The following is a 12530-nucleotide window of genomic DNA, read 5'->3' as shown; positions in this document are numbered from 1 at the left end:
CAGCCCTATCATAAGCCGATTTCCCCAAGACGGCCATCGCCCTCCGGTGAATTTGCGTCAATCTTTCGCAGGGGCATCCCAGTCGACGGTTTCCATCCCGATCCGGAAGGTGTCCGACTTCCCGTGTCCCAGTACTCGGAGCCCGGCATCCAGGCCGCGAGCCTGAAGATTGATGGCGTCGGTCGTCTGGGTATAAGGCTCGATGGCCAGCAGGGTCTGATCCTGGGGGGGCGTGAAGGCGACCAGTTCGCGAAAACCGCGGTCGAATGTCAGGCGGAACTCGGAGCGCAGGCTGTTGTCGATCAGCCGGGCCACCCCGAAATCGCCTTGGTAGGTTAGTCCGGTCAGGACGTCGTCGAGGACGAGGCCGGCCCGGGATTTCCCGCGTCGGAAGTCGAGTCGGGAGGAGACGGGCTCGATCTCGCCGGTCGGCAGGTTCTTCTCCAGGATCCAATGCCGCGAGGCGGGCAGGATCACCCGGGCCTCAGAGAGTGGGGCTCCGGCGAACGGACAGCGGAAATACGGGTGGATCCCGAAGCCATATGGGAGTTCGGCATCTGTGGGGTTCGTGACCGTCACGGTCATGTCGAGCTTGCGACCGGCCAGGGAATAGCGGATCTCCAGGATCGCGTCGGTCGGCCAGTGGGGTCGCATCTCCGGGGCATGCTCGGCCAGGTGGAACCGCCCGACCGCGAACGCGCCCGAATCGTCGACCCCCTGGGAGACGACGTCCCAGGCCGCCGAGATGGCGAACCCATGGATGGCGTTGGGGGCGTTGGTGATCGGCAAGTGATATTCTTTGCCCCGGAACGTAAATCGGCCGTCGCGGACCCGATTCGGGTAGGGGAACAGGACCGGGGTCCCGTTGCGGCCCGGCCGGGTGGGAGTGTCGGCGAAGTCGTCCGCAGCGACGACCATCCGCCGGGCCTGTCCCGCTGCGGGCAGCCTCAGGTCGAACATGTTGAATCCGAACGAGGGCAGGATCGAGGCCGAGGCCCCGCTCGTCTCATCCCGGAGGATGATGACAGTCCGGCCGCCGTGATTCTCCGTATCGACGCGATAGGCCATGAGCGGGCCCTCCCGAGGTCATCCGATCGGGGGGTGAGAGTTGAGGTCCCCCCTCCGATCATCAGACCCTCGGCGGCTCCGGATTGCAAACGCCTGGTGTCTGCGTAAGATCGGAAAATTCGCAAAACGACCCCCCGGAGCCCCGCTCGTGCCGACCATCCATGCCCCGATCTTGCGTGACCTCGCCGTTCGCCTGTTCGAAGCCGCCGGGGTTCCTGGTGGCGAGGCGACGATCGTGGCCGATCACCTGGTCGGCGCGAACCTCCGCGGTCACGACTCTCATGGGGTCATGCGGATCGCCCAGTACATCGACTTCCTCAATAAGGGGACCTACAAGCCGGGGGTCGAACTCAGAATCAAATCCGAGGCGCCGGGGGTCGTGGTCGCCGATGGCCAGATGGGCCTGGGTCCCGTGCAGGCCCACCGCCTCCTCGCGCTCGTCATCCCCAAGGCGCGAGAATTGGGGGTGGCATCGGGCGTGATGACGTCCGTCGGCCACATCGGCCGGCTGGGAGAATATGCCGAGAAGGCTGCGGAGCAGGGGTTGATCCTCATCGCCTCGGTCAACAACAACGGCGCCGGGCAGAGGGTCGCCCCGCCAGGCGGACTCGCGGGTCGGCTCGGCACCAACCCCCTCTGCGCCGCCGTGCCCACCGAAGGGAACCCGGTCGTCCTCGACTTCGGCACCAGCGCCGTGGCCGAGGGGAAGGTCCGCGGTTACTACTTCAACGACCGCAAGCCCGTGCCGGAAGGGTGGCTGCTGGACACGCACGGACAGCCGACCACCGACCCGTCGGTGCTTTATGAGGCGCCGATGGGTTCGATTCGCCCCATGGGGGGCGACCAGGCCTACAAGGGGTTCGGCCTGGCCCTGGTCCTCGACATGCTGACGGGTGGCCTGTCCGGAGGACGATCGAGCTACCCCGGCGCCGGGGCCGCGAACAGCAACAATGTCGTCTTCATCGTGCTGGACCCGGCCCGATTCGCCGGCAGCGAAGCCCTGGTCCGCGAGGCGTCGGGCGTGGCACGTTATGTCCGCGAAACCCCGCGTGCCGAGGGGGTCTCGGCCGTGCTCCTGCCGGGCGATCCGGAGCGGAACATGCTGGAATACCGGACGATTCAGGGCATCCCGCTCGAAACGGGACACTGGGCCAGGCTGGCCGAGGTCGCCACCAACCTCGGTGTCGCCCTGCCCGACGAGTCCCACATCGCGGCCATCTGATCCGCGAAACGACCGGCCCCGACGCTCACCGGCCCGGCCGACGGAGGGTGAGCGAGGGGCGATGCGGGCCGGCAAAAGCCTCCACGACCTGGGGCAGGGCGGCGAGGTGGAGGTGGATCAGGCCGCCGACGGCATGGTGGTGATGGAAGAAATCGTTCTCGTCGGACAGCGCACCGAAGCCGGCCGCCTGATGGCACAGTTCCGACGTCGGTTTCAGATCCCATCGTCCCGAATGATATCCCCGGACGACGGTCCCACGCGGGGCGAGCCAGGTATCCTCGCGGAGGGTCCGCGTCACCGGATACGGGGAGGTGGGGTTGGCCCGACGCTCGGCATCGAACGGGAGGATGCCGACGCCGGGCACCTCGCGGCCATCGATCCGCATGGATCGCCCGAGGTAGGCCGTGCCCCCGCCTTCGGAATAGATGCGACGACCCCGATAGACGTGGGATCGCAGGGCGTTGATCAGGCTGAAATTGGCGCCCAGGGCGTCGGCGTGCTCGTCCGGGAAGCCGCACCCGATCATCACCAGGTCGGCGCTCTCGGGCAGGGCCTCGCTCCGTAGCGGGGAGAACTCGATCAGCTCCGCCCCGAGGGCTTCCAGGGTCTCCAGGGTGTCCGGAAAGTACCTGCCGAACGCTTCATCCAGGGCATATGCCACCCGGAACCGGGCCCGCTCGGAAGTGTTTATTGCGAGCCGTTCGCCCGGGAAGGGCCGACTGTTCGCCAGCGAGCGGAGCAGGGGGAGGTCGGCGAACCGGAGGAAGCTCGCGGAGAACGGGCCGTGGACACCGTCGGGCAGGGGGCGATTCCTCGGGGCTTCCTGGAGGATCCGACGCGCCTCGGGCAGGGCTTCGATGGCCCCCACGACCGGCTTGCGGGTGATCGTGCTGACCGCCGAGGCGATCTTCGCATAATCCGAGGCGTCTTCCAGACCGTCCAGGAGGACGGCGTCCATCTCAGGTGGGAGCTTCGGCAGGTGGAGACGATCCCAGCGGGGGCAATCGATCACGGAGATGATCGGCAGGTCGAGCGAGCGGGAGAGGGGGCCGAGCCCGCCCGGACGTCCGCACCCGGCCTCATCGCCCGAGGCGGGGCGATCCAGGGTCCCCTCGACGATCGCCAGCTGAGATCGGTCGGCCCCCCTGGCGAAGACGCCGCGGCAGACGTCGTCGGGCATGAGCCAGGCGTCCAGATGCCGGCCCGGCCGGCCGGTGGCCTGCAAGATCGCCTCGGTGCCGATCGGGCAGGCCCGCGATCGGAAATGCTGGAGACGCCATCCGAGCGAGTGGAGGCCCGCCAGGAGCCCGAGGCTTGCCGCGCTGGGTTCCAGCCCCGACCCGGAGACCGCCAATGCCAGCCGTGGGAGTGACATCATGCTCGAACGACTCACATTAGGCGCGATCGGCCCGGACGGCCTGATGGAGGATCAGGACACAACGCGGTACTTGAGGGCCGGGAATGGCCCGTTCGTCAAGGAAGATCGTGCGGGTTGGATGGCGGACACTGCAGGAGGGAGGTCCGGGGTTTGTGCCCGGTCGGCATGGCCTGGGCCGTGTGCCAGACCACGACAATCATAAGGGCCACATCGGTCGGGTCAAGGCCGATCAACCAGTATCGGTGCCAGTCGAACCCGGCACCGGCCCCCCGCGTCTCATGAACGTCATGCCTTCGGTGCAAGCCGTTCCGATGAGCCATAACGGCTCTCCCCTCGAAGTCGTCGGGGGGGCGGCCTACAATGACATCAGCAAGGGCCGGACGTCCCGTCTGCCCCTCGACCCGATCCCGACGGTGGTGTTTCCCATGGCCTACGAATTCTCCAAGATTGAAGATGCCCTGGATGCGATCTCCGCGGGCCGGGTCGTCATCGTCGTCGACGACGAACAACGCGAGAATGAAGGGGATTTCGTCGCGGCGGCCGAGCGGGCCACCCCCGAAACGATCGAGTTCATGATCACGCACGGCCGGGGCCAGTTGTGCATGCCGATCATGCCCGACCTGGCCCGCCGGCTCGACCTCCACCCGATGGTCGAGACCAACACGGCCCCGCACCACACCCCGTTCACCGTCCCGGTGGACCACATTTCCTGCCGGACCGGGATCAGCGCCGAGGAACGCGCCGCGACCATCCGGGCGATCATCGACCCGGGCACTCGGCCCGAGGATCTGGTCCGGCCGGGTCACCTGTTCCCGCTGATCGCCAAGGAGGGAGGGGTCCTCCGCCGGGCCGGGCACACCGAGGCGGCCGTCGATCTGGTCCGCCTGGCCGGCCTCACCCCGGCCGGGGTGATCTGCGAGATCCTCGACGGGACACGCGTCGCCGGACGCGACAAGCTCCACGAATTGGCGAACCGGTTCGACCTGCCGATCGTGTCGATCGAGATGCTCATCAGCTACCGCCGCCGCCGCGAGAAGCTGGTCCAGCGTGCGGCGGAGTCCGACCTGCCGACCCGCTATGGCCGGGCGCGAATCTTCGGCTATCGCGTCGATCACGAGCCCGGAAACGAGCCGGTGGCAATCGTCATGGGCGATCTCCGCTCCGTGCCGGCTCCCCTGGTGAGGATCCACTCGTCCTGCTTCACCGGCGACCTCCTGGATTCGCTCCGCTGCGACTGCGGGGACCAGCTCCACCTGGCGCTGAAGGCCATCAGCGAGGACGGCGTGGGTGCCCTGATCTATCTGCCCCAGGAGGGTCGGGGGATCGGCCTGATCGAGAAAATCCGGGCCTACAATCTCCAGGATCAGGGGATGGACACCGTGGAGGCCAACCTGGCGCTGGGGTTCCGTGCCGACCTCCGCGACTACGGGATCGGGATGCAGATCCTCCAGGATCTCGGGCTGGGGAAAGTCCGCCTGCTGACGAACAATCCCAAGAAGACCGACGCATTCGTCTACAACGGGTTCGGGCTCGAAGTCGTCGACCAGGTCCCCATCATCGCCCCCGAGGAGGAGGAACGTCGCAGGTATCTCGACGCCAAGCGGGACAAGATGGGCCACCGACTGCCGTTCCCCACGGCCGGTTGATCGGCCCGGCCCCGCCGATCAATCTTTCCCCCGGGGAACCCCCAGGATCAGGCACCAGTGAGCCGTGCCATCCTCGGCCGATGCGTAGCCGACCCCGATCCGGCTCGCATCCCCGAGGAGATTCTTCTTCTGGTCCTCGTTTTCGAGGAGGGACCGGACGAGTTCTTCGGGGGTCGACGGGCCGGCCGCCGTGTTCATGGCGAGCGTCTTCCAACGCTTCGCGTCGATCCCGTCGAAGGACGGGGGCGGGGCGTCCTTGGACCGGGCCCGGCCTCCGGCGACCTCGCGAGCCTTGGCTGTCAGGCCGGCATCGACCAGGACTGACGGGCGATCGGATTTGACCCGCTCCTCGTTCAACCGGGCCACGAGATCCGCGGCCGCCTTGTCCGGATCGAGGCGGAGCGGTGGCCGTCCGAAACTCACGCTCCAGTAGGGGGCGCCGTTGGCGGCCATGGCGCGAGCTACCCCGATCTCGGTGTAATCGCCGAGGATGTTTTCCTTGTGGTGCGGGCTCTCCATCCAGCCTTTCATGACCGTCGCCACGTCGGGCTGACCCCAGGCGACATTCTCGGCCGTCTTCCGATAGATGTAGCCGGCCTTTTCGACCCGCTGCGCCGGGGTCGATTTGTCGGACCCTTCGTGGCTCATGGTCTCGTGCTCGGCCATGTCCTGCGCATGCTTGAGGGCCGCTGTCTGAAGTTTGGGCTCCAGGGTCAGGGGCGGAAGTTTTGCCTCGGCACGTTCGCGGTTGTGGGCTTCCACAAGCTCGACGACGACCGGGTCGGGACGGGGCGGATCCTCGCCCGACGCGGGACATGCCAGGACGACGCCCCATCCGAATGTACATGCCAAAAAGGTCACGATGCTGAGGTTTCGCATGATCGTCATCCCTGCGAATGGCTTGCCAGGAGGCCCGAATTGACCGGCCCGGCCTGGAGATCATCGGGGAAGATCGGTACAACCGATACGGATCTCGCTCGCCGGACCGCCAGGACTTTGCCCATGATCCTCGCCCTTCGAATCGCTCTCGTCGTGATGCCGATTGTCCTGTCCCGGCCGGCCCTCGCCGACGGGCCGAAGGTAGCGAACCTTGATCCGGAAGCGAAAAGGGTCCTTGATGCCCTGATCTCGGCCTATAAGGCGCTTCCGGCCTATGCCGACCAGGGAGCGGTGACGTTGGTGGTGCGGATCGGCGATGCGACCAGGTCCGAGACTCATCCGGCGCGGATCTCGTTCGAGCGGCCCAATCGGCTCGAAGTGGAAACCGACCTGATCCGCCTGGTCAGCGACGGCACGACCACGACCTCGGTGGTCAAACCCCTTCGCAAATATCTCGCCGGCCCCGCCCCTTCGCGTTTCGCCGAGTCGTCGTTCCGCAACGGACCGTTGGGTGCGATCGAACTGGGAGGGGCGGCCGGACTTCCGCTCGTCCATGCGTTGAACCTGGTGACCGGGGTCGAGCCCGATCGACTCATCTTCGACTTCGCACCCCGGGTCGTCGCCGAAGGGGAGAAGCAGGTGGAGGGCAAGGCGTATCGCTCCTTGCTGCTCGATGAGGCCGACAACTGCGGCTGGCGGTTCCTGATCGACCCGGACACCGGCCTCCTCGGCTTCATCGAACTGGCCGTGGACCGGGTTCCCGCCGACAAGGGGAAATCCGTCCTGGGCGCGAAGATCGAGCAACTCCGCTGGGCCGCGGGCCCGATCTCGACCGAGCGGCCGGCGCCGGATCGGTTCAGCTTCAAGCCGCCGGAGGGATTCGCCGCGGTCGCGAAGCTGTCCGACATCGCCGTCGAGGCCAAGGGGGAAGGCCAGCCGGAGGAGGCCAACCCCCTCCTGGGCAAGTCCGCGCCCGACTTCACCCTGGATGTCCTGGACGGGCCGGACACGCTCCGCAAGGTGACCAAGGCGGACCTGAAGGGCAAGGTGGTCGTCATCGACTTCTGGGCGACGTGGTGCGGCCCTTGCCTGAGCGAGATGCCCGACATTCAACGGCTCATCGACGATTATGCCAGGGCCGGGAAGCCGGTCGCGGTGGTCGCCCTCAGCATCGACCAGGCCGAGGCCGGCGACCTCAAGGAGGCCCGCGCCACCGTCGAGAAGACCCTTACGGCCAAGGAGTGGAAGCTCGATGGCAACCCCGTGGGACTGGTCGCCCTCGACCCGCTCGGCAAGATCGCCAAGGATTATGGGGTCGAGGCGATCCCCTTCGTGGCGATCCTCGACCCCGCCGGGACCGTCCGGGCCGTCAACGTGGGGGTCACCCGTCGCGAAGTCCTCGCGGAGCAAATCGACGCCCTGCTCGCCGGCAAGTCGCCGATCAAGAAGGCAGAGGCTCCGTGACCGACGGGATCCCGTCATCATCACCCTCGACCAGCTTCTCGGCCTCCGCTTCCAGGGAGCGGACTTGTCGGAGGTTGGCGAGGTAGACGCAGGCGCTGATGATCCCGTTGCCATACATGAGGACGCGGAAGGCCATCATCGCCACGGCCCCCTCGGCATGATGGACCATCTGGAACAACTGGCCGCTGATCTGCTCGGTCAGCCCCAGCGCTCCGAAGGGGAGGGGGACCGCCGTGGTGAACAGGACCAGCGGGACCATCAGGTAGTGCTGGGCCAGCGTCGGCAGGGTGGGGAACAGGGCCACGCTCACCGTGTAGAACGCCAGGACGAACAACCCGTGGGTCAGCGAGGCCATCCCCAGGCAGAGGAAGACGGTCCCCAGGCTCTGGCGATAAGCCCCCCCGATCGACTCCAGCCGCTTGACGATGGCTTCGAGTTTCCCGCGGCCGGCCACCAGGCGGTTGAGCGGCTGGTACAACTGCGGGGAGAAGACCACACCCAGGGCGGTGAAGCCGGCCAGCAGGGCCCCCCAGACCAGCCCGATCAGGATCCGGACCTGCGGCGTCGCCGAGCCCCACATCACGCCCCCGGCGATCCCGGCCAGGAGGAAGAGCCCCATCAGGCCGAGGATCCGGTCGATGACCATCGACGCCACCGCCTGGGGCTTCTGATCGGGCCGCATCCGGCACAGGAAGGCCGCCTTGATCACGTCGCCGCCCACGGCGCCAGGGATCACCAGGTTGAAGACGTTGCCGATGAAACCGAGCCGGATCGCGTCGCGGAGCCTCAGGGCGATCCCCTGGGCGCGGACCAGCAGGCTCCAGCGGAAGAACGTGATCATCAGCGCGACCAGGTAGATCAGCAGGCCGGCGACGAAGTAGCGGGGATCGACCGGCTTCGCGAAGACTTGCCGGACCTGGGCCCGATTTTGATAGATGACCAGCCCGAGCAGTCCGAACGCCAGGGCGACCAGGGACAGGTTGATGATCAGCGAACGTCGGGGCGAGCGGGAGGTCTTGGTGGTCATCAACGCTCTCGGGAGGGGGCGGGAGGTCAAAGCGAGCCCTTGGTCGAGGGGACGCCAGTGCTTCGAGGATCGCGCTCGCAGGCGTCGCGGATCGCTCGGGCGAGGCCCTTGAAGATCGCCTCGCTAATGTGGTGCGTGTTCCGGCCGTAGTGGAGCAGGACGTGGAGGTTCATCCGGGCCTGCATCGCCACGCCTTGCCAGAAGTCGGCCACCAGTTCGCTGTCGAAGTCTCCCACGCGGGGGGTCGGCATCGGGGCGTTCCAGGCCCAGTACGCCCGTCCCCCCAGGTCCACGGCGCAGGTGACCAGCGTCTCGTCCATCGGGAGGATGGCGTGGCCATAGCGGCGGATCCCGGCCCGGTCTCCCAGGGCCCGGTCGATCGCCTGACCCAGGCAGATGCCGACGTCCTCGGTCGTGTGGTGGGCGTCCACATGAAGATCGCCCTGGCACTCGACCTTCAGGTCGATCAGGGCGTGCTTGGCGAACAGGTCGAGCATGTGATCCAGGAAACCCGCGCCGGTCCGATTGTCCGCCGTCCCCGATCCGTCGAGGTCGAGGTTCAGGCGGATGTCGGTCTCGCGGGTCTTGCGGATAATCTCGGCGGTGCGGGCTTCGGGCACGGTCGCGGCTCCGGTCGGGGTCTCGCGATGATCCTAGCAAACCAGGCCGGCGATCGCCACGCGGATCAAAGCGTCCGGAGCGTCTGCAACAATAGGTCAATCTCGGCGTCGGTGCCGACCGTGATCCGGATTCCCTCGGGCTGTCCGGGATATCGCATCAGCCGGACCAGGATGTTCCGCGCCTTGAGCCGTTCGTAGGTCGAGGCTGCGGGCATCCCCCCGGTGCACCAGACGAAGTTGGCCTGGCTGTCCGGCACGTGGTAGCCCAGGTCGCGGCAGGCCGTCTGGAGCCGGGCCCGGGTGGCGAGGATCCGCGACCGGGTCTCGGCCAGGTTTTCCTGGTCCTCCAGGGCGGCGGTGGCCCCGGCGAGGCTGAGGGCGTCGCAGTTGTACGAATCTTTGACCTTGTTCAGCCCGGCGACGATCTCGGGGCGTGCGATCAGATAGCCGAATCGGAGCCCGGCCAGCCCGTAGCCCTTGCTCAAGGTCCGCGAGACGATGACGTTGGGATGGGTGCGGATGAGGCCGATGGCATCGGTTTCGGCGAAGTTGGCGTAGGCCTCGTCCACGACCAGCGGGCCGTCCAGGCGCCCCGCTATCTCGCCGATCTGGTCCGGCCTCAGCGCCGTGCCGGATGGGCTGTTGGGATTGGCCAGGAACGAGAGCCGGGCGCCGGTCGCCGCGAACGCGTCCGGGTCCAGGGTCCAGTCCGGTCGGAATTCAACCACGGCGGGCCGCGCCCCCTGGATCTCGGCCAGGGTCTTGTAAAGGATGTAGCTCGGGGATGGATAGGCCAGGAGGTCGCCGGGGCCGACGAAGGCCCGGGTCAGGATCGTGAGCAGTTCGTCCGAGCCGTTCCCCGGCAGGATCATGTCGGGCTCGACGCCATGCAGGTCGGCGGCCACGCGGCGGAAGGCCATGCCCGAGGGATCGGGATAGAGGCGGAGTCGATCACCAGCCAGAATCCGAGAAATCGCCTCGGCCACGCGAGGCGAGGGGGGATACGGATTCTCGTTGGTGTTGAGCTTGGTGACGCCCCCGCCCTGGGGCTGCTCCCCCGGGACGTAGCCCGCCATCCGGTCGATGTGATCGAGAAAATAGCCGCTCATTCCTCGCTCGCTCCCCGACGGGCCAGGCTCGTCAATGCTCCATCCTCGACGCGGTTCACGGTCCATCCGTCCAGGCCGATCGCGCCCATCGACCGGTAGAACTTGATCGCCGGCTCGTTCCAGTCCAGCACGACCCATTCCAGCCGGCCGTACCCTCGCTCGACGGCGATCGATGCCAAAGTTTGCAGGATCAGCGTGCCGGCCCCTTGCCCCCGGTGCTCGGGGCGGATGTAGATGTCTTCGAGATAGAGCCCGGGCTGGCCGCGGAACGTCGAAAAGGTCGTGTAGAAGATGGCCACGCCGACCGGCGTCCCGTCCACCTCGGCGATCAGCGCCTCGGCGGCGGGGCGGTCGCCGAACAGGTGTCGCTCGATGTCTTCGACGGTGGCCCTGGCATTGTGGGCGAGCTTTTCGTAGGCAGCCAGTTCGCGGATCATCTCCACGATCGTCGGGGCATCTTCTTTCTTCGCGGCGCGGAGGGTCGGCGGCATCGGTTCACTCGGGAGGCGGGGGCGATCACGGGTCAGGAGAAGGCCCGGCGGAGGGCGGCCTCCGTCCGGGTCGGTCGTCGAGGGCTTCACGATCGGCCGAGCGGGCCGGGCGTGCCCATCGCCTCAGGCCTCGTCCAGGCGGATGTCGACGCTGAGCTTGTGGGCGGTCAACCCTTCCACGTCGGCCAGACGCCGGATGTCGGGGGCGAGGTTCGCAAGGGCCGCACGATCGACTTGAATCATGCTGGTCTTCTTGAGGAAGTCGTTGGCGGACAGCCCCGAGGCCCATCGCGCCGTGCCCCCGGTCGGGAGGACGTGCGAGGGGCCGGCGGCGTAGTCGCCCACGGCGACCGGCGTGTGGTGCCCCAGGAAGATGGCGCCGGCGTCGGTGAGGCGTTCGGCCAGCCGATCGGGGTCGGCGGTCGAGACGTGGAGGTGTTCCGGGGCGATCGCGTTGGTCAGATCGACGGCCTCGGACTCGTCGCGGGCCAGGATCAGGGCGCCGAAACGTTCCAGGCTGTCGCGGGCCAGGTCGCCGCGGCTGAGGCGGGCGAGCTGCTCGGCGAGGGCGTCGGCCACGCGGTCGATGAGCTCGGGGATCCAGGTGATCATCACGCTGGCGCCCGGGGAGTGCTCCGCCTGGCTGATGAGGTCGGACGCGATGTAGGCCGGGTTGGCCGAGGCATCGGCGATGAGGACGACCTCGCTCGGCCCGGCGATGCTGTCGATGTCGACCTCGCCGTAGACCTGCCGCTTGGCCAGGGCCACGAACAGGTTGCCGGGCCCGACGATCTTGTCGACGGGCTCGATCCCCTCCACCCCGTAGGCCAGGGCGGCCACCGCCTGGGCCCCTCCGATGCGGTGGACCTCGGTCACTCCCAGTTCATGGCACGCGGCGAGGAGGTCCGGGTTGTAGCCGCCGAACGGCGTCGGCGGGACGACCACGGCGATCTCCTTCACGCCCGCCGCCTGGGCCGGGACCACGGTCATGAGCAGCGAGGAAGGATAGGCCGCCGCGCCCCCGGGGATGCAGACGCCGGCCCGGCGCAAGGCCCGGTAGCGGAGCCGGAGGTCGGAACCCGACTCGCCCCGGAACGCGACATCGCAATGGAGGATGCTCCTCTGGAATCCCAGGATGTTGTCCCGGACCCGGCCGATCGTCGCGAGGTAGCCCGGATCGGCGGCGCGATGGGCCTCGGCCAGTTCTCCGGCCGAGACGCGGACCTTCGATGCCTCCAAGGACACGTTGTCGAGCTTCGCCGTGTAGTCCAGGACGGCGGGCATCCCCCGCGATTGGACATCGGCGCAGATCGTCTCGACGACTTGCTGCGGCGTCAGGGGTTGCCCGAATGCGGCGATCGTCCGGGCTCGCCCCTGAGGGCTCACCACGTCGCCCCTCGGGCTCAGCTGGCGGCGTAATTCGCGGATCGCATCCCGCGCCGACTCGGACGCACAGTCGATACGGGCGATGTTCAAAGCGGTAGTCACCGATCGTTACTCCGGGTCGAGGGCAGCACCCTATTCTAATCGCCGCATCCCGTTCCCGCCCCCCCATCCCGACGAACCATTTCCCACCTCGATTTTTCGCCGGTTCCCTGGCAGATTGGTGGGGGAAGGGTGGAACAA

The 12530-nt window shown here is 67.6% G+C and carries 11 protein-coding genes; 3 read left to right on the top strand and 8 right to left on the bottom strand.

The features are described 5' to 3' along the window. Window positions 1-57 precede the first annotated feature (57 nt). On the bottom strand, window positions 58-1068 hold the full coding sequence (locus tag TA3x_RS23765) for an aldose 1-epimerase (RefSeq protein WP_435017159.1): 1011 nt from the start codon (window positions 1066-1068) through the stop codon (window positions 58-60). A 148-nt stretch (window positions 1069-1216) separates the two neighbouring features. On the opposite strand from TA3x_RS23765, the gene TA3x_RS23760 reads away from it, so the two are divergent. Beyond that, on the top strand, window positions 1217-2290 hold the full coding sequence (locus TA3x_RS23760; RefSeq protein ID WP_435017158.1) for an Ldh family oxidoreductase: 1074 nt from the start codon (window positions 1217-1219) through the stop codon (window positions 2288-2290). Window positions 2291-2315: 25 nt separating this feature from the next. On the opposite strand, the gene TA3x_RS23755 is transcribed toward TA3x_RS23760, so the two are convergent. Then, window positions 2316-3668 carry a cobyrinic acid a,c-diamide synthase gene (locus tag TA3x_RS23755; protein ID WP_435017157.1) on the bottom strand — a complete coding sequence of 451 codons (1353 nt, stop codon included), beginning with the start codon at window positions 3666-3668 and terminating at the stop codon, window positions 2316-2318. Between the two features lie 425 nt (window positions 3669-4093). Here TA3x_RS23755 and ribA point away from each other — a divergent pair, with 425 nt between their 5' ends. After that, window positions 4094-5314, top strand: coding sequence for a GTP cyclohydrolase II (gene ribA / locus TA3x_RS23750; RefSeq protein WP_435022423.1), 1221 nt, complete (start codon window positions 4094-4096; stop codon window positions 5312-5314). Window positions 5315-5332: 18 nt separating this feature from the next. Here the strand turns inward: ribA and TA3x_RS23745 are convergent, their stop codons facing one another. Further along, on the bottom strand, window positions 5333-6193 hold the full coding sequence (locus TA3x_RS23745; RefSeq protein ID WP_435017156.1) for a CAP domain-containing protein: 861 nt from the start codon (window positions 6191-6193) through the stop codon (window positions 5333-5335). A gap of 123 nt (window positions 6194-6316) precedes the next feature. Between TA3x_RS23745 and TA3x_RS23740 the strand changes: the two genes are divergently transcribed. Continuing rightward, window positions 6317-7657, top strand: coding sequence for a TlpA family protein disulfide reductase (locus TA3x_RS23740; RefSeq protein ID WP_435017155.1), 1341 nt, complete (start codon window positions 6317-6319; stop codon window positions 7655-7657). Here TA3x_RS23740 and TA3x_RS23735 read toward each other — a convergent pair. From TA3x_RS23735 to hisD, 5 genes are all read right to left on the bottom strand, one after another. After that, entirely contained in the window at window positions 7635-8684 is a 1050-nt protein-coding gene (locus TA3x_RS23735; RefSeq protein ID WP_435017154.1) for a lysylphosphatidylglycerol synthase transmembrane domain-containing protein, read from the bottom strand. The two genes, TA3x_RS23740 and TA3x_RS23735, sit on opposite strands and share 23 nt — an antisense overlap. Window positions 8685-8710: 26 nt before the next feature. Next, entirely contained in the window at window positions 8711-9304 is a 594-nt protein-coding gene (hisB, locus tag TA3x_RS23730) for an imidazoleglycerol-phosphate dehydratase HisB (RefSeq protein ID WP_435017153.1), read from the bottom strand. A gap of 65 nt (window positions 9305-9369) precedes the next feature. Further along, entirely contained in the window at window positions 9370-10413 is a 1044-nt protein-coding gene (gene hisC, locus TA3x_RS23725) for a histidinol-phosphate transaminase (protein ID WP_435017152.1), read from the bottom strand. Next, a complete protein-coding gene (locus TA3x_RS23720; protein ID WP_435017151.1) occupies window positions 10410-10904 on the bottom strand; it encodes a GNAT family N-acetyltransferase in 495 nt (164 codons plus the stop codon). The genes hisC and TA3x_RS23720 overlap by 4 nt, the downstream gene beginning before the upstream one ends. Before the next feature lie 123 nt (window positions 10905-11027). Further along, the gene (gene hisD, locus TA3x_RS23715) at window positions 11028-12392 is read right to left on the bottom strand and encodes a histidinol dehydrogenase (RefSeq protein ID WP_435017150.1); all 1365 of its coding nucleotides are present in this window, start codon (window positions 12390-12392) and stop codon (window positions 11028-11030) included. Between the last annotated feature and the right edge of the window lie 138 nt (window positions 12393-12530).

It is taken from the genome of Tundrisphaera macrotermitis (assembly GCF_051175315.1).
GTDB lineage: Bacteria > Planctomycetota > Planctomycetia > Isosphaerales > Isosphaeraceae > Tundrisphaera.
This window is presented reverse-complemented; position numbering and strand designations above follow the sequence as displayed.

What these genes read in the sequence shown, in the direction of transcription:
- TA3x_RS23765 (WP_435017159.1), bottom strand. Translation starts at nt 1,068, where the DNA reads ATGGCCTATCGCGTCGATACGGAGAATCACGGCGGCCGGACTGTCATC.
- TA3x_RS23755 (WP_435017157.1), bottom strand. Translation starts at nt 3,668, where the DNA reads ATGATGTCACTCCCACGGCTGGCATTGGCGGTCTCCGGGTCGGGGCTG.
- ribA (WP_435022423.1), top strand. Translation starts at nt 4,094, where the DNA reads ATGGCCTACGAATTCTCCAAGATTGAAGATGCCCTGGATGCGATCTCC.
- TA3x_RS23745 (WP_435017156.1), bottom strand. Translation starts at nt 6,193, where the DNA reads ATGCGAAACCTCAGCATCGTGACCTTTTTGGCATGTACATTCGGATGG.
- TA3x_RS23740 (WP_435017155.1), top strand. Translation starts at nt 6,317, where the DNA reads ATGATCCTCGCCCTTCGAATCGCTCTCGTCGTGATGCCGATTGTCCTG.
- TA3x_RS23735 (WP_435017154.1), bottom strand. Translation starts at nt 8,684, where the DNA reads ATGACCACCAAGACCTCCCGCTCGCCCCGACGTTCGCTGATCATCAAC.
- hisC (WP_435017152.1), bottom strand. Translation starts at nt 10,413, where the DNA reads ATGAGCGGCTATTTTCTCGATCACATCGACCGGATGGCGGGCTACGTC.
- TA3x_RS23720 (WP_435017151.1), bottom strand. Translation starts at nt 10,904, where the DNA reads ATGCCGCCGACCCTCCGCGCCGCGAAGAAAGAAGATGCCCCGACGATC.